Genomic DNA, 16276 nt, shown 5'->3' with positions numbered 1-16276 from the left:
AGGTTGCCTGATAGTTCGTGGCGGGGTGCGCGGGGTGCGGATACGGGCGCACTCGCGGGTGCGGAGTGGGTGGTGAAGGGCGGGAACTTTTAGGGAGGTTGCCTGATAGTTCGAGGCGGGCTGGGCTGGGGTGAGGCCGGGCCGGGCCGGGGCGAGGTGAGGCGGGTGGCGGGTCAGTTGCGGTGGGGGAGGTGGCCGAGGTCGGCGATCGGGGCGGGCACGGCGTGCAGGGCGGCGACGATGCCGGCCTCGCGGTGCATCACCTTGCGGACCAGGCGCAGGCGGCGGGCTTCGGAGCGTTCCTCCAGGAGCTGTTGCCGGTCTTCGAGGGTGAGCAGGCAGTCGTTGGCCAGCGCGTACGCCAGGTCCTCCGTCGCCGGCACGGGCGGGTCGTCCTCGAACGCCGCGTCCCGGTACCGCCGGAACGCCGCCACCGCGCCCTCCACCAGCAGCGGCAGGACCTCCGCGACCTCCGCCGGCGCGGGGACGTCGGCCAGCCACTCCACGTCGCCCAGCAGGTAGGGCGCGCTCTCGGTGTCCACGTCGACCAGCCGGAACCGCCGCCCGCCGGTCGTCGCCAGGTCGAACCGCCCGTCCGGCAACGGTTTGGCGTCGCGCAGCAGGGCCTCGCAGCCGACCTCGTGCAGCGCCGTGGCGTTGCCCGGCCCGACCTCCCACCCCTGCCGGATGGCGACCACGCCGAAACTGCGGTCCGGCAGCTTCCCGGTCACCAGGTCGACGGCCAGCTGCCGGTACCGGGGCTCGAACACGTGCAGCGGCAGTGACGTCCCCGGCAGCAGCACGGTACCCAGGGGGAACAGCGGGAGCGTCGTGGTCACGTCCCCAAATTACGGCTGCTCGGGGGCCTCAGCACGGCGAACGGATCGGTGACCCGCATCTGGCCCGCGACGAACCGGAACAGCGCGGCCGGCCGCCCGCCGGACGGTCCCACCGGCGCGACGGCCCCGGTGGGCTCCAGCAGGCCGCGCCGGGACAGCACGCGCTGCAGGTTCGTCGCCGACACCTCGTAGCCCAGGGCCGCCGAGTACAGCGACCGCAGCGCGGAGATCGTGAACTGCGGCGGGGCCAGCGCGAAGCCCAGGTTGGTGTAGGACAGTTTGGACGCCAGCCGGCTGCGCGCCCGCCGGCAGATCGCCTCGTGGTCGAACGCCGTCGCGGGCAGCGCGTCGACGGGGTGCCACGCGGTGTCCGACGGGACCACCGGGTCGGTGTCGGACGGCACCAGGCCGAGGAACGCGGTCGCCACGACGCGTGGTCCGGGGACGCGGTCGGGCGCGCTGAAGACGGCCAGCTGCTCGACGTGTGACAGTTGTCGCACATCGACTTTCTCCGCCAACTGGCGCCGGATCGATGCCTCGACGTCCTCTTCGGAACCGAGCCCGCCGCCGGGCAGTGACCAGCGGTGAGCGTGCGGTTCCCGCGCGCGCTCCCACAGCATGACCTGGAGTGATCCGGCTCTCACCTGGAGCACTGCGGCCACGACTTCATGTTCCGCGAGACCCACTCGGCTGATACTATCGGCCACGTTTTCGCCCGAAAGGCGAAAACCTTGGCTGAAGGAGGAGACCCATGGTCGCTACCGCCTATGTGGAGCGAACCTCTGACGGTGCGTACGACGGCATCGCGCCGGACGCCGCCTGGCGGGACGAGGTGCTGGAGCTGGCGCGCAGGCAGGATGCGGTCATCCTCGCGCACAACTACCAGCTCCCCGAGATCCAGGACATCGCGCACCACACCGGCGACTCGCTGGCGCTGAGCCGCATCGCCGCGGCCAGCGACGCGTCGACGATCGTGTTCTGCGGCGTGCACTTCATGGCCGAGACCGCGAAGATCCTGGCTCCCCACAAGACCGTGCTGATCCCGGACGAGCGGGCGGGCTGCTCCCTGGCCGACTCGATCACCGGTGAGCAGCTGCGCGCGTGGAAGGCCGAGCACCCCGGCGCGGTCGTCGTGTCCTACGTGAACACCACGGCGGAGGTGAAGGCGGAGACGGACATCTGCTGCACTTCGTCCAACGCCGTGGACGTGGTCGCCTCCATCCCCGCCGACCGCGAGGTGCTGTTCCTGCCGGACCAGTTCCTCGGCGCGCACGTCAAGCGCGAGACCGGCCGGGAGAACCTGCACATCTGGGCGGGCGAGTGCCACGTGCACGCGGGCATCAACGGCCCGGAGCTGGCCGAGCGCGCGGCGGCGAACCCGGACGCCGACCTGTTCATCCACCCCGAGTGCGGTTGCGCCACCTCGGCGCTCTACCTCGCGGGCGAGGGCACCGTGCCGGCCGAGAAGGTCAAGATCCTCTCGACCGGCGACATGATCACCGCGGCGCGCGGCACCAGCGCGAAGTCGGTCCTGGTGGCCACCGAGATCGGGATGCTGCACCAGCTGCGCCGGGCCGCGCCGGAGATCGACTTCCGCGCGGTCAACGACCGGGCGTCCTGCCGCTACATGAAGATGATCACCCCGACCGCCCTGCTGCGCTGCCTGCGCGAAGGCCGCGACGAGGTGCACGTCGACCTGGCCACCGCCGAGCGCGCCCGGGGCGCGGTGCAGCGGATGATCGAGATCGGCAAGCCCGGCGGCGGCGAGTGAACACCCCGCTGTGGGAGGCCCGCGCCGACCTGGTGGTGGTCGGCACGGGCGTCGCGGGGCTGACGGCGGCGCTGCGCGCTCGGGAACTCGGCCTGCGGGTCCTGGTCGTGACCAAGGGCGACCAGCCCGACGGCAACACCCGCTGGGCGCAGGGCGGCGTGGCCGTCGTGCTGCCCGGTGAGCACGACGAGGGCGACACCGTCGACGCGCACGTCCGCGACACGCTCACCGCGGGCGCGGGGCTGTGCGACGAAGCCGCGGTCGGCGCGATCATCGCCGGCGGACCCGCTGCGGTGCAACGGTTGCGGGAGCGCGGCGCGGTGTTCGACGCGGCGCGCGACGGCAGGCTGGCGCGCACCCGCGAGGGCGGGCACAGCGCGTTCCGGGTGGTGCACTCCGGTGGCGACGCGACCGGCGCGGAGGTGGAGCGGGCGCTGCTCGCGGCGGCCGCCGACGGCCGGGTGCCGGTGCTGGAGCGGCACGTCGCGGTGGACGCCGTGCGCACGCCGCTCGGCCAGGTGTGCGGGCTGCTGGTGCTGGACTCGCACGGGGTGCCGGGCGTGCTGACCGCGCCCGCCGTGCTGCTGGCCAGCGGCGGCCTCGGGCAGCTCTACCAGGCCACGTCCAACCCGGAGGTGGCCACCGGCGACGGGCTGGCGCTCGCGCTGCGGGCCGGCGCGGTCGCGGCGGACGTCGAGTTCGTGCAGTTCCACCCGACCGTCCTGTACACCGGGCGGGGCGCGCGCGGCCGGTGCCCGCTGGTCACCGAGGCGGTGCGCGGCGAGGGCGCGGTCCTGGTGGACGCGAACGGCGCGCGGGTCATGCGCGGCGTGCACCCGCTGGAGGACCTCGCGCCCCGGGACGTGGTGGCGGCGGCGATCACCCGGCACATGGCGGGCGCGCCCGGCGGCGTGGACGACCACGTGTTCCTCGACGCCACCGGGATCTCCGAGTTCGCGCGGCGGTTCCCCACGGTGCACGCGGCGTGCGTGACGGCGGGCGTCGACCCGTCCGCGCAGCCGATCCCGGTCGCCCCGGCGGCGCACTTCGCGTGCGGCGGCGTGGTGTCCGATGTGGACGGACGGACCGGCGTGACCGGGTTGTACGCGGCGGGCGAGGTGGCGCGCACCGGCCTGCACGGCGCGAACCGGTTGGCGTCCAACAGCCTGCTGGAGGGGCTGGTGGTCGGCACGCGCGCCGCCGAGGCGGTGGCGAGCGACCTCGCGCTGGGCGTCCTGACCCGCTGCACGGGCACCGCCGAGCTGCCGGTGGCCCCGGTCGCGGACCGCGACTCGTTGCAGCGCGTGATGTCCCGGTACGCGGCGATCGGCCGGGACGCCGAAGGTCTCGCGGTCGTCGGTTCGGTGCTCGACCTGTCCACTGTGGACCGCCGGCTGACCACCCGGGAACTGGTCGAGGACGCGGCGCTCACCGTGGCGGCGCGGGCGTTGATCGCGGCGGCGGCCCAGCGCACCGAGTCGCGCGGCTGCCACGTGCGGACCGACTACACCGCGCGCGACGACGTGGGCTGGTCGCGCAGCCAGGTGGTGCGGCTCAACCCGTCCGGGCAGCCCGTGCTGGCCGACCCGGCGGCGGCTTCGAGGGGAGTGGCATGACGCTCGACATGGACGACGTGCGGCGGGTCATCGGCACCGCGCTCGCCGAGGACCTCCGGTACGGACCGGACGCGACGACCGAGGCCACGGTGCCCGCCGACGCGGTCGCGGTGGCCGAGCTGACCCCGCGCGCGGCCGGTGTGCTGGCCGGGATCCCGGTGGCGCTGGCGGTGTTCGAGGAGGTGCTGGACTTCGAGGTGCTGGACCGCCGGGAGGACGGCGACAAGGCCGTGCCCGGCGAGCCCGCGCTGGTGCTGCGCGGCCCGGTGCGCGGGCTGCTCACCGCCGAGCGCACCGCGCTGAACCTGCTGTGCCACCTGTCCGGCATCGCCACGCTCACCGCCGCGTGGGTCGACGAGATCTCCGGGACCGCCGCGCGGGTGCGGGATTCCCGCAAGACGCTGCCCGGTCTGCGGCTGCTGGAGAAGTACGCCGTGCGCTGCGGCGGTGGCGTCAACCACCGGCTCGGCCTCGGGGACGCGGTGCTGATCAAGGACAACCACGTGCAGGCCGCCGGGTCGGTGGCCGCCGCGCTGCGGGCGGTCCGGGCGCACGCGCCGGACCTGCCGTGCGAGGTCGAGGTGGATTCCCTGGCACAGCTGGACGAAGCCGTCGCCGAAGGTGCGGAACTGGTGCTGCTGGACAACTTCACGGTCGCCGAGTGCGCCGAAGCGGTGCGGCGGGTCCGCGCCGCCGACGCCGGCGGGGTGCGGTTGGAGGCGTCGGGTGGGTTGACCTTGGACGTCGCCCGCGCCTACGCCGGGACCGGCGTGGACTTCCTGGCCGTGGGCGGGCTCACGCACTCCGCGCCGGCGCTCGACCTCGGGATGGACCTGCGCTGAGCCGGGCCCGCGCCCCCCGTGCGGGAGGGCGCGGCCCCCCGGCTCACGCCCGGTCGTCCTTCCTGGCGCGCTTGCGCTCGGCGTCGACCCGCTCGGCCGCGCTGCGCGCGGCGTCGTCGCGCTGGACGTCGACCTCTTCGCGCCGGATCGTGCCCGCGACCTGCTGCTGCTCGGTCACGGTTTCCTTGTCCAGGCGCACCTGCTCGACGGCCTCGGCGTGCTTCTGCACGACGGGCTCCTGCCGGTGCAGCGTGACCTCGGCCTCTTCCTCGGCGAACGCCTTGCCGGTGCCCTTGCCGTCGGCGGGCTCGCGCACCACGCGGACCTCTTCGTGCGTCACCGGGACGGTGATCGTCTTCTGCTCGGTGACCACGTGCTTGACCAGCCGCACGCGCCCGGCCTCGACCTCGCGCGTGCCGACCTCCAGCCGCTCCTCGTACCGGGTGACCGACGCGTCCCGGTCCGCGGTGCGGTCCCGGTCGGCGGCTTCGTGCCGACCCGTGACGTCCTGCCGGTCGGAGGTCCGGGTCTGCGCGGCGGCGGCGTTCTCCCGGGTGGTGCGGTCGCGGTTGGCGACGTGCTTCTGGTCCTTGGGGAGCCGGTCGTGCTGCCCGGTGTTCGCGGTCGGGATCAGGCCGTAGTACTCGTACAGCTCGGCCTGCTGCTCATCGGACATGTGCTCGTCGTCGACGTCGATCCGCGGCGAGTCCTTCACCACCCGCTTCTCCACCGGCACGGTGATGTGCCCGGCGGCGACCTCCGCGTCCTGGATCGGGACGAAAGACTCCTTCGTGCCGAACAGGCCGGTGTGCACGGAGGCCCACATCGGCCGCCCGTCCCGGTCGTCCAGCCACACCTGCTTCACCGACCCGATCCGCTCGCCGTGCGAGTCGATCACGTCGCTGTCGTACAACCGGTCGATCTCGGCCTGGTTGATCATGACAACCCCTTCGCCGCTCGGAACTCAGTGCGAGATTCCCCGCGAAGGCGGACTACCCGCGCCTCCGAGCGACGCCAAACCGCCGCTCACCCGGACGTGTGACGACGTCCCGCGAAAGAGACTCAGGACTACTGCGCGTGAGGTTTCAGGGGTGGGTGCCGGGTCAGAGCCGCCGGTTGGCCAGCACCGGGAGGGTGCGGCGGGCCTGCTCGACGGCGGCCACGTCCACGTCCGCGTACAGCACGCCCGGCTCCGCGCCCAGCGAACCCACGACCTCGCCGAGGGGCGAGGCGACCGCGCTGTACCCGATCCCGGTCGGCGCGCCGCCGTGGTCGACCGCCGGGTCGGCCTGCCCGCACGCGAGCACCCACGACGTGCTGTCCAGCGCCCGCGCCCGCACCAGCAGCTCCCACTGCTCCCGCTTGCCCGGCCCGGCGCCCCACGACGCGCCCAGCAGCACGGCCGAGGCACCCCGGTCGGCCAGCGCCCGGAACAGCTCCGGGAACCGGACGTCGTAGCAGGTCGCGAGGCCGAGGGTGACCCCGTCGATCTCGAACACCACCGGCCGCGCGCCGGGCGCGACGGTCTTCGACTCGGTGAACCCGAACGCGTCGAACAGGTGGATCTTGTCGTAGCCCACGTGCAGGCCGCCGCCGGTGACCAGCAGGGTGTTGGCCACCCGGCCGTCCGGGGCGGGGGTGAACATGCCCGCGACGACCACCACGCCGTGCTCGTCGGCGATCTCCCGCACGGCCGTCGCCCACGGCCCGTCCAGCGGTTCGGCGACCGGTCCGAGCGGCACGCCGAACCGGCACATGGCGGCTTCCGGGAACAGCACCACCCGGGCGCCGTCGGTGCGGGCGACCTGCCCGCGCAGCAGGTCGAGGTTGGCCGCCGGGTCGGCGGACGAGGTGATCTGGCAGAGCGCGACACGCATACCACCCACCATAGGTAGTGTCAGGTCCCGTGCGCTCCCTGTTGCCCCCGTTCGTCCTGGCCGCCGTCCTCGTCGTCGCGGGGTGCACGGGAACCACGACACCGAACGCGGAGGGCTCCGCGGACGGCAGCGCGATAGTGCTGGCCGACAGCGCCGAACCCGCGACGCTCAACCCGCTGCTCGGCTACGGCCGGGACGGCGTGTCGAAGGTCTACGACGGCCTGTTCGAGCACCGCGCGGACCGCTCGCTGCGCCCGCAGCTCGCCGAGGACCTGCCCAAGCCCGCCGCCGACGGCCTGTCCTGGACGGTGCGGCTGCGCGGGGACGTGAAGTTCTCCGACGGTTCCGCGTTCGGCCCGGAGGACGTCGTGGCCACCTACCGCGCGCTGCTCGACCCGGCGTCGGGGGCGACCGAGCGCGCCCGGTACGAGGGCCTGACCGGCGTGGAGCAGCTCGACGTGCGCACCGTGCGGTTCACCCTGGCCAAGCCGTGGGCGGCGTTCCCGCACCTGCTCACGCTGGGTCTGCTGTCCAGCGAGTCGTTCAGCGTGCCGCTCAAGGACATGGTCCCGGTCGGCACCGGGCCGTTCAAGGTCGCGGAGTGGCGCAAGGGCGACCGGCTGATCCTGGAGTCGAACCCGAAGCACTTCGCGGGCGAGCCGAAGGTCCGCAAGCTGACCGTGGTGTTCGTGCCCGACGACAACACGCGCGCGCAGCGGATGCAGGCGGGCGAGTTCGACGGCGCGGAACTGCCGCCGCGCCTGGCGCAGTCGTTCAACGGCACGAGCGGGATGCGCGTGGTCACCCACCGCAGCACGGACCTGCGCGCGGTGACCCTGCCCACCGGCCCGGTGACCGGCGACCCGGCGATGCGGATGGCGCTCAACCACGCGGTCAACCGCAAGGGCCTGGTCGACAACCTGCTGGGCGGCAAGGGTTCGGCGGCGGCCACGCCGGTACCGGACACCATGCCGGAGTTCTACGACCCGACCGCCGCGTTCGCCTACGACAAGATCCAGACCGAGCTGCTGCTGGAGCAGGCGGGCTGGGTGCGCGGCGCGGACGGCGTGCGCGTCCACAACGGCGTGCCCGCGCGGTTCACCCTGATGTACCCGATCGGCGACGTGGTGCGCGCCGACCTGGCCACGGCGTTCGTGGCCGACGCCAAGGCGATCGGCGTGGACGTCCAGTTGGCGGGGCTGAGCTGGGAGGCGATCACGCCCCGGCTGGGCACCGACGCGCTGCTCTACGGCGGCGGCGCGCCGTTCGACCCGGACCTCACCGCGTACCAGCCGCTGCACACCGGCAACCCCTGGGGCTACTCGAACCCGCAGGTCGACGCGGCGCTGGACGCGGGGCGCACGCTGCTGGACCCGGCCCAGCGGGTGGCGGCGTACCGGCAGTTCCAGCAGGCGTACCTGGCCGCGCCGGGGATGGCGGTGCTCGCGGCGGTGCAGCACACCTACGTCCTGCGCGACAACTGGACCGGCTACCAGGAGGTCGTGGACCCGCACGCGCACGGACCGCTGTCGTGGGGGCCGTGGTGGAACCTGGAGAAGTGGGCGGCGCGCTGAGTCGGGCGGGCGCGCCGGGTTTCGCGGGGTCTGCTGGGTTTTGCGGTCTGCCGGGTTCTGAGTGTCGCCGGGTTCTGAGTGTCGCGGGGTTCGGGGTGTCGCGGGGTTCGAGGGTCGGGCGGGGTGAAGTCCGGGGACCGATGGTGTAAACGGGAAGGGTGCGCCGGCTGCGGGCCGGCACCGATCTCCAGGGGAGCCACGTGATCGACCTGAACGCCGTCCGCGCCGACACCCCAGCCGCGAGCCGGCGGGTCTTCCTCGACTCGGCGGGCTCGTCGCTGCCGCCCCGGCCGGTGCTGGACGCGGTGATCGGCCACCTGGAGCGGGAGGCCGAGATCGGCGGCTACGGCGCGGGCCGGGAGCGCGCCGACGACCTGGAGGCGGGTTACGCGGTGTTCGCCGACCTGCTCGGCGCGGAGCCCGACGAGATCGCGTTCACCGACAGCGCGACGCGGTCGTGGCTGTCCGCGTTCGACGCCGTCCCGCTGGCCGCCGGCGACCGGGTGCTGATCACCGAGGTCGAGTACGCGGGCAACGCCGTGCCGCTGCTGCACCGGGCCCGGGAGGTCGGCGCGAGCGTGGAGGCGGTGCCGTCCGACGGGCGCGGCCAGGTCGACGTGGAGGCGCTGGAGGGGCTGCTGGACGAACGGGTCAAGCTGGTCTCGCTGGTGCACGTGCCGACCAACAACGGCCTGGTCAACCCGGTCGAGGAGGTCGTCGAGGCGGCGCACCGGGTGGGCGCGCTGGTGCTGCTGGACGCCTGCCAGTCGATCGGCCAGCTCCCGGTGCGGGCCGACGAGCTGGGTGTGGACCTGATCTCCGGCACCGGCCGCAAGTGGCTGCGCGGACCGCGCGGCACGGGCGTGCTGGTGGTGCGCCGGCGGGCCCGCGAGGTGCTGCGGCCCCGGCTGGTCGACCTGCACAGCGGCGAGTGGGTGGCGCCGGCGGAGATCCGGCTGCGCGAGGACGCGCGGGTGTTCGAGCTGTGGGAGACGAGCGTGGCCGACCGGCTCGGGTTGATCGCCGCCGCGCGGTACGCCCTGGAGCTGGGGGTGGACGGGATCGCGCGGGAGGTGGCGGACCGGGCCGACCGGTTGCGGCGCGGGCTGGCCGAGCTGCCGGGCGTGGAGCTGCGGGACATCGGCGAGCAGCGGTCGGGCATCGTCACGTTCACCGCCGCCGGCCGGCGCGCCGTGGAGCTGCGCGACGAGCTGGCCGGGCACGGCGTCGTGGTCAGCACCAGCCACGTCGGCTCGACGCTGCTGGACATGACCAGGCGCGGGCTCGACGAGGTGATGCGGGCATCACCCCACTACTTCGTCGAGCCCGCGCAGGTCGATCAGGCTGTGGAGGCTGTCAGCAGGTGCGTCCGATGATGCGCGGCACGCAGTCCGAGTAGGTCAAGAACAGCTCCACGGCGCTGTCGTTCCGGGCCGTCTGCGGCGCGATCTGGGTGTCACGCGGGTAGAACCCAGAAGTGCCGCCGGCGGACTGGGGGTACATCTCGAAGGTGTAGCTCCAGATCTTGTGCTGGAACCACATCCAGTCGTTCACGCTGCCGTCGGTGATGTAGAGGTCGCTGGACTGCTCCGGCGTGTAGCCGTTCAGCGACGCCATCCGGCGGCCGAGGGTGGAGAACGCGCTCTGCTGCGTCGCGTCCAGGCCAGGGGCGGTGTCGGCGGTCGTGTAGCCGTAAGGCCACAGGATCAACTCCGAGAACGTGTGCCAGTCGATGTGCGACTTGATCTGCTGCACACCGCCGACGACGCGGCTGTTCACGAAGTCCCGCACCCGCTGCGTCTCCGGCGCGGAGAACGCCGAAGGGCCGCGGTAGGTCTCGCTCGACGGGCTGGTGCTGGAACCGCCGCAGCAGCCCCACTTGTAGCCCCAGTTGCGGTTCGGGTCGGTGCCGCTGCCCTGGCGGTTCTTCCGCCACGCGCGGAACGAGCCGGACGCGATGTCGTACTCGGCACCATCCGGGTTGACGCTGGTGACGATCCAGATCTCGCGGGAGTCGACCAGGTTCTTGATGGCCGGGTTGGTGGCGTAGCCGTCGGTGTACTGCTTGATGATGCGCAGGCACATCTCGACGGTGAGGTGCTCACGGGCGTGCTGGTTGCAGGTGAACAGCACCTCGGGTTCGTTCTCGTCCACGCCGACGTTGTCGCTGATCTTCAGCAGCCACAGGTCGCGGCCTTCGTAGGACTTGCCGATGCTGCTGAGCTTGGCCAGGTCCGGGTGGTCGCGGACGGTCTGGTTCAGCTCGGCGACCGTCTCCGCGAAGTTGTGGTACCCGGTGTAGCCGGACGGGAAGTCCTGGGTGCCGACGTCGCCGGTCCGGTCGGTGAAGTCCGCCTTGCCCAGCGCCGCGAGCTGGGCGTCCGCGTCACCCAGGTTCTTCAGGGGGAGCCCGGTGGCGCGCAGCTGCCACTGCTGCCGGGGTTCGGCGATCACGGTGAGCGTCGACCCGTCCAGACCGAGCACGTCGACACCGGTCCGGGCCACCTTGGTCCGGGCCTCGGGGGTCGGCGCGGTGACCTCGAACATGGTCCGCTCGGGTGAACTGGTCGTGCTCGGCTGCGCTGTCACGGTGTTGAAGGGCAGCACCAGGGTCAGACACACGCCGAGCGCGGCGGCCGCTAGGCCGCGCCGCTTGAAGGACATTGCGCCTCCATCATCTGCAGGGTTTGCGACGGAGTTGTGCCTACGCAGCGTGGCCCGTTTGTCACAGTTCGGCATAGCCGCCGTTTGTCGGGTTCCCGTTGCTTTGCCCGGCTGACAGTTGACAGACCAATTCTGTTACTGGTCAGTACACCAAATCCGCAGAATTGCGGCCGATTGATGCATTCAACGTGCCGCTGTTCGGGCTAATCGGAGTGACTGATTGACTGGGTCGCCTGGGTGGGCGAGGGCGTGTGGCGGACATTCGCGTGGACATCTGCGTGGACATTTCGGGTGGTGAGCGGAGTGGGCGGAAGGTGTATGGGGCAGCGCGGTGGGCGTGATGGGCGCGGAGGGAGTGAAGGGCGTGGGGGGCGTGGGGGGCGTGGGGGTGGAGGGGCTGTGCAGGAGGCGGTGGCCCGGGAGGGGTCGGTGATCCTCCAGGCGGGGCGGGACCTGGTGGTGAAGTTCCAGGAGTCGCCGCCGTTCCGGTGGGGCACGGTGGGGGTGGTGCTGGCCGTGCTGGCGTGGCTGGTCTGGCCGGAGGCGCAGCCTCAGCGGAGTTACGCGCAGCCGTGGTTCGAGGCGCCCGTGCAGACGATCACGTCGGTCGTGCCGACCTCGGCGCAGCAGTCGGCGCTGCCCCCGGCGGTGCCCCCGGTGCCGACCTCGGTGCGGCCGCCGGAGGTCGTGCCGACTTCGGTGGTGCCGACTCCGGCGGGGGCCGAGCCCGCTCCCGTGGCGGTGTCCGAGGGGCCGCGGATCGTCATCGGGGTGGGTGATCCGACAAGCAGTTCGAAATGCGAGAAGGGGCGGTGCTACTGGATCAACACCCGGCTCACCGGATTCGCCGCGAACACGCCGGTGAGTGTGGAGCCCATCGGTGATCGGCGCAGTTTCAGCGAACCGTGCCGGGCGACGACGGATGCGTCCGGGGCGGTGGATTGCAACCGGACCCGGTACGACGTGCCCGGTGCGGAGGTGTACGTGTACGTGGACACGCTGGCCGGGCGGGTGGAGTCGAACCGGATCGTCTGGCCGTCCTGATCCGGATCGTGGACGTCTCGGGGCGGCCTGCGGCGGGTTCGTCCGGACGGCTTACCCTTAGGGCCATGCTCAACCGCATCGACCTGCGAGGTCGGGTCCCGTCTCCCGCTGAACTGCGCGCCGCGCTGCCGCGCGCCGAAGTGGACGTGGACGCGGTGCTGCATCACGTGCGGCCGATCGTGGAAGCGGTGCGGGAGCGCGGGGTCGAGGCGGTTCTGGAGTACGGCGAGAGGTTCGACCACGTGCGGCCCGAGTCGGTCCGCGTGCCGAAGGCCGAACTGGACCGTGCGCTGACCGAACTGGACCCGGCCGTGCGGGAGGCGTTGGAGGAGTCCATCGCGCGAGCCCGCAAGGTGCACGCCGACCAGCGGCGCACGGACACCACGACGCAGGTCGTGCCCGGCGGCACGGTCACCGAGCGCTGGGTGCCGGTCGCGCGGGTCGGCCTGTACGCGCCGGGAGGGCTGGCGGTCTACCCGTCCAGTGTGGTCATGAACGTGGTGCCGGCGCAGACCGCGGGCGTCGAGTCGCTGGTGGTGTGCTCGCCGCCGCAGGCCGAGTTCGGCGGTCGGCCGCACCCGACGATCCTGGCGGCGGCGGCGCTGCTGGACGTGGCCGAGGTGTGGGCGGTCGGCGGTGCCCAGGCCGTGGCGCTGCTGGCGTACGGCGGCGTGGACACCGACGGCGCGACGCTCGAACCGGTGGACCTGGTCACCGGACCGGGGAACATCTACCTGACCGCGGCGAAGAGGTTGCTGCGCGGGCTGATCGGGATCGACTCCGAGGCCGGGCCGACCGAGATCGCGGTGCTGGCGGACGCGACGGCCGACCCGGTGCACGTGGCCGCCGACCTGATCAGCCAGGCCGAGCACGACACGTTGGCGGCCAGCGTGCTGGTGACCACGTCGGTGGAGCTGGCCGACGCGGTGGACGCGGAGTTGGCGCGCCAGGTCGCGGCCACCAAGCACTCGGCCCGGGTGCGGACCGCGTTGGGCGGTCGGCAGTCCGGCGTGGTGTTGGTGTCCACTGTGGACGAAGGTCTGCGCGTGGTGGACGTCTACGCCGCCGAGCACCTGGAGATCCAGACGGAGTCCGCGCGCGAGGTCGCGGCCAGGGTCCGGGCCGCCGGGGCGATCTTCGTGGGGGCGCACTCGCCGGTGTCGTTGGGCGACTACTGCGCCGGGTCGAACCACGTGCTGCCCACGGGTGGTTGCGCGCGGCACTCGTCGGGGTTGTCGGTGCAGACGTTCCTGCGCGGGATCCACGTCGTGGACTACAGCGAGGACGCGTTGCGCGAGGTCGCGTCGAAGGTGGTGGCGTTGGCGGAGGCCGAGGATCTCCCGGCGCACGGGCAGGCGGTGACCGCGCGGTTCCGTGAGGTCGGTGGCGGTTCCGGTGGTGGTGCTGATGCTGGTGGTGCCGGTGGGTCCGGTGCCGGCGAAAACGGCGGGGGGCGGCGGTGAAGCCGGTCGGGGCGCGGGTGGAGTTGTCGGATCTGCCCCTGCGGGAAGATCTGCGCGGGCGTACGCCTTATGGTGCGCCGCAGTTGGATGTGCCGGTTCGCCTCAACACCAATGAGAACCCGTACGCGCCGTCCGCCGAGTTGGTGGCCGAGGTCGTTGCGGAAGTGGCGTTGGTGGCGGGAGAACTGCACCGGTACCCGGACCGGGACGCGGTGGCGTTGCGGGAGGATTTGGCCGCGTACCTCGCGTCGTCCACGGGGGTGCCGGTGACGGTGGCCAACGTGTGGGCGGCCAACGGGTCCAACGAGATCCTCCAGCAGATCCTCCAAGCGTTCGGCGGGCCGGGGCGTTCGGCGCTGGGGTTCGAACCGTCGTACTCGATGCACCCGATCATCGCGGCGGGCACCCGGACGGAGTGGTCGCCCACGCCCCGGCGTGCCGATTTCTCGTTGGACGTCGAACGCGCGGCCGAGATCGTGGCCGAGCGGCGGCCGGACGTGGTGTTCGTGACCAGCCCGAACAACCCGACCGGCCAGAGCATCCCGGTGGCCGACCTCAGGGTGCTGATCGAAGCGGCACCGGGGATGGTCGTGGTGGACGAGGCGTACGCCGAGTTCTCCGCGCGGGACAGCGCGGTGGGACTGCTGGACGAGTTCCCGCGCAAGCTGATCGTCAGCCGCACGATGAGCAAGGCGTTCGCGTTCGCCGGAGGCCGGCTGGGGTACTTGGCCGCCGCGCCGGCGGTGGTCGACGCGTTGTTGCTGGTGCGCCTGCCCTACCACCTGTCGGCGCTGACCCAGGCGGCGGCGCGGGCCTCGCTGAGGCACGCGGGGGAGACGCTCGGCTCGGTGGCACTGCTCGCCGCCGAGCGGGACCGCGTCGTGGAGTCGTTGGCGGGCCTGGGTTTCGACGTCGTGCCCAGCGACGCGAACTTCGTGCTGTTCGGGTGGTTCGAGGACGCGCGCGCGGCGTGGCGGTCCTACCTGGAACACGGCGTGCTGATCAGGGATGTCGGCATCGCGGGTCATCTGCGGGTGACGGTCGGTACTCCGGAGGAGAACGACGCGTTCCTCGCGGCGAGCAAGGAGGTTGGCCGGTGAGCCGGGTCGGCAAGGTGGAGCGGACCACCAGGGAATCGTCGGTGTACGTCGAGGTCGACCTCGACGGCACCGGGCGCGTGGAGATCGGCACCGGGGTCCCGTTCTACGACCACATGCTGACCGCGTTGGGCGTGCACGGGTCGCTGGACCTCGTGGTGCGCGCGACCGGGGACGTCGAGATCGACGCCCACCACACGGTCGAGGACGTGGCGATCGTGCTGGGTCAGGCGTTGCGGGAAGCGTTGGGGGACAAGGCGGGCATCCGCCGGTTCGGCGACGCGTGGATCCCGATGGACGAGACCTTGGCGCACGCGGCGGTGGACGTGTCCGGGCGGCCGTACTGCGTCCACGTGGGCGAGCCGGAGCAGTTCAACACGTTCACGATCGGCGGGAACTACCCGTTCGTGCTGAACCGGCACGTGTTCGACTCGTTGGCGTTTCACGCGGGGATCGCGTTGCACGTGCGGGTGGAGTACGGGCGCGACCCGCACCACATCACGGAGGCGGAGTTCAAGGCGGTGGCGCGGGCGTTGCGCGCGGCGGTGGAGCCGGACCCGCGAGTGGGCGGTGTGCCGTCCACCAAGGGCGTGCTGTAGCGCTGTGCTGCTGAAGGGGCTCCAGGTCGCAGGAGTTGTGGCCCGGGGCAGCTGTGGTCCGCGCGGGGGCTGTAGGCCGAAGGAGCTGTAGTGCCGAAGGAGTACGTGGTCATCGGGTTGCTCGCGTTGGCGGGCTTCCTGATCGGCGGTGTGTACAGCACGTGGAAGACGGCGCGCGGGTTGGCGATCGTGCTGGCGGTGTTGGTGGTGGTCGCGGTGGGTGGCGCGATCGCCTGGCTGGTCTAGTGCTCGTCCCGGATTTTCAGGTAGGCGGGCGGAACGGCTCGGGCCAGCCACACGCCGTTCGCGCTCACCCGGAACTCGTGGCCGTCGGCGTGCATCCGGTGGGCGGCCACTTCGAGGACCACCGGCTTGCCTCGGCGGGCACCGACCCGGATCGCGGTGTCGACCGTCGCCGAGAGGTGCACGTCGTGGCGGAACATCGGGCGCAGGCCCTCGGCGAGGATGTCGGGTAGGAATTTCGCGACCGTGCCGTGGTAGAGGACGGCCGGGGGTTCGGTGACCGGCAGGTCGAGGTCGACCTCGACGGTGTGGCCCTGGTTGGCGCGGATTCGGCCGTCCTCGATCGTGAAGCGCTGCTTGTCGTTGCCGGCGACCACTTCCCGGACGTTGTCGTGGGTGGTGCGCAGGGCCCGGACGAACGCGTCCAGGTCGACCCAGCCTGCCGGGTCGAGGGTGAGGCCCGCCGATTCGGGGCTGTGTCGCAGGTGTTTGGACATCCGCTTGGACAGGCGGATCATTTCTCGTTCTTGCACGACGCACAGTGCAGCACGGCGGGTCGGCGTGCGGCCAGCCTGTTTCGGTGGGTCACCTCGAACGTGTGCGGTGGGTCGGTGGGTCGGTGGGTCGGCGGGTGGTAGGTCGGTGGG

The 16276-nt window shown here is 72.3% G+C and carries 16 protein-coding genes; 10 read left to right on the top strand and 6 right to left on the bottom strand.

The genetic code is table 11. The features are described 5' to 3' along the window. Window positions 1–173: 173 nt before the first annotated feature. The gene (locus AC0HI0_RS25925) at window positions 174–839 is read right to left on the bottom strand and encodes an LON peptidase substrate-binding domain-containing protein (RefSeq protein ID WP_480926106.1); all 666 of its coding nucleotides are present in this window, start codon (window positions 837–839) and stop codon (window positions 174–176) included. Further along, window positions 836–1492 carry an NUDIX hydrolase gene (locus AC0HI0_RS25920; protein WP_480934387.1) on the bottom strand — a complete coding sequence of 219 codons (657 nt, stop codon included), beginning with the start codon at window positions 1490–1492 and terminating at the stop codon, window positions 836–838. The genes AC0HI0_RS25925 and AC0HI0_RS25920 overlap by 4 nt, the downstream gene beginning before the upstream one ends. A 98-nt stretch (window positions 1493–1590) precedes the next feature. On the opposite strand from AC0HI0_RS25920, the gene nadA reads away from it, so the two are divergent. Genes nadA through nadC form a run of 3 tightly spaced genes read left to right on the top strand, consistent with a single transcriptional unit; the run spans window position 1591 to window position 5068 of the window. Then, entirely contained in the window at window positions 1591–2610 is a 1020-nt protein-coding gene (gene nadA, locus AC0HI0_RS25915; protein WP_480926105.1) for a quinolinate synthase NadA, read from the top strand. Then, window positions 2607–4226 carry an L-aspartate oxidase gene (locus tag AC0HI0_RS25910; protein ID WP_480926104.1) on the top strand — a complete coding sequence of 540 codons (1620 nt, stop codon included), beginning with the start codon at window positions 2607–2609 and terminating at the stop codon, window positions 4224–4226. Before nadA ends, AC0HI0_RS25910 begins: the two co-directional genes overlap by 4 nt. Continuing rightward, a complete protein-coding gene (gene nadC, locus AC0HI0_RS25905; RefSeq protein ID WP_480926103.1) occupies window positions 4223–5068 on the top strand; it encodes a carboxylating nicotinate-nucleotide diphosphorylase in 846 nt (281 codons plus the stop codon). The genes AC0HI0_RS25910 and nadC overlap by 4 nt, the downstream gene beginning before the upstream one ends. A gap of 43 nt (window positions 5069–5111) precedes the next feature. Here nadC and AC0HI0_RS25900 read toward each other — a convergent pair whose 3' ends face one another. Both AC0HI0_RS25900 and AC0HI0_RS25895 read right to left on the bottom strand, forming a co-directional pair. After that, window positions 5112–6008 (bottom strand): DUF2382 domain-containing protein, encoded by an 897-nt coding sequence (locus AC0HI0_RS25900; protein WP_480926102.1) that lies wholly within the window; start codon window positions 6006–6008, stop codon window positions 5112–5114. A gap of 163 nt (window positions 6009–6171) precedes the next feature. Beyond that, window positions 6172–6945 carry a carbon-nitrogen hydrolase family protein gene (locus tag AC0HI0_RS25895; protein ID WP_480926101.1) on the bottom strand — a complete coding sequence of 258 codons (774 nt, stop codon included), beginning with the start codon at window positions 6943–6945 and terminating at the stop codon, window positions 6172–6174. A 29-nt stretch (window positions 6946–6974) separates the two neighbouring features. Between AC0HI0_RS25895 and AC0HI0_RS25890 the strand changes: the two genes are divergently transcribed. Further along, window positions 6975–8519: an ABC transporter substrate-binding protein gene (locus tag AC0HI0_RS25890; RefSeq protein ID WP_480926100.1), complete on the top strand. Its 1545-nt coding sequence runs from the start codon at window positions 6975–6977 to the stop codon at window positions 8517–8519. A gap of 200 nt (window positions 8520–8719) precedes the next feature. Next, window positions 8720–9895 (top strand): aminotransferase class V-fold PLP-dependent enzyme, encoded by a 1176-nt coding sequence (locus tag AC0HI0_RS25885; protein WP_480926099.1) that lies wholly within the window; start codon window positions 8720–8722, stop codon window positions 9893–9895. Here the strand turns inward: AC0HI0_RS25885 and AC0HI0_RS25880 are convergent. Then, window positions 9876–11183 carry a M14 family metallopeptidase gene (locus AC0HI0_RS25880; protein WP_480926098.1) on the bottom strand — a complete coding sequence of 436 codons (1308 nt, stop codon included), beginning with the start codon at window positions 11181–11183 and terminating at the stop codon, window positions 9876–9878. The two genes, AC0HI0_RS25885 and AC0HI0_RS25880, sit on opposite strands and share 20 nt — an antisense overlap. 399 nt (window positions 11184–11582) lie before the next feature. On the opposite strand from AC0HI0_RS25880, the gene AC0HI0_RS25875 reads away from it, so the two are divergent. The 5 genes from AC0HI0_RS25875 to AC0HI0_RS25855 all read left to right on the top strand — a co-directional run bounded on the left by AC0HI0_RS25875 (window position 11583) and on the right by AC0HI0_RS25855 (window position 15632). Further along, complete coding sequence (locus AC0HI0_RS25875; protein ID WP_480926097.1) at window positions 11583–12227, top strand: hypothetical protein; 645 nt, start codon at window positions 11583–11585, stop codon at window positions 12225–12227. A 65-nt stretch (window positions 12228–12292) separates the two neighbouring features. Continuing rightward, window positions 12293–13690, top strand: a complete 1398-nt coding sequence (gene hisD / locus AC0HI0_RS25870) for a histidinol dehydrogenase (RefSeq protein WP_480926096.1) — start codon at window positions 12293–12295, stop codon at window positions 13688–13690. Further along, window positions 13687–14790 carry a histidinol-phosphate transaminase gene (locus tag AC0HI0_RS25865; protein WP_480926095.1) on the top strand — a complete coding sequence of 368 codons (1104 nt, stop codon included), beginning with the start codon at window positions 13687–13689 and terminating at the stop codon, window positions 14788–14790. Before hisD ends, AC0HI0_RS25865 begins: the two co-directional genes overlap by 4 nt. After that, the gene (gene hisB / locus AC0HI0_RS25860) at window positions 14787–15386 is read left to right on the top strand and encodes an imidazoleglycerol-phosphate dehydratase HisB (RefSeq protein WP_480926094.1); all 600 of its coding nucleotides are present in this window, start codon (window positions 14787–14789) and stop codon (window positions 15384–15386) included. Before AC0HI0_RS25865 ends, hisB begins: the two co-directional genes overlap by 4 nt. A gap of 90 nt (window positions 15387–15476) precedes the next feature. Next, window positions 15477–15632 carry a hypothetical protein gene (locus tag AC0HI0_RS25855; protein WP_015104207.1) on the top strand — a complete coding sequence of 52 codons (156 nt, stop codon included), beginning with the start codon at window positions 15477–15479 and terminating at the stop codon, window positions 15630–15632. On the opposite strand, the gene AC0HI0_RS25850 is transcribed toward AC0HI0_RS25855, so the two are convergent. Further along, on the bottom strand, window positions 15629–16162 hold the full coding sequence (locus tag AC0HI0_RS25850; protein ID WP_480926093.1) for an RNA 2'-phosphotransferase: 534 nt from the start codon (window positions 16160–16162) through the stop codon (window positions 15629–15631). The two genes, AC0HI0_RS25855 and AC0HI0_RS25850, sit on opposite strands and share 4 nt — an antisense overlap. Window positions 16163–16276 lie beyond the last annotated feature (114 nt).

Source organism: Saccharothrix sp. NBAS 001, from assembly GCF_056640475.1.
Note: the sequence above shows the minus strand (reverse complement) of the source record. Positions and strands in the feature narration are given on the sequence as shown.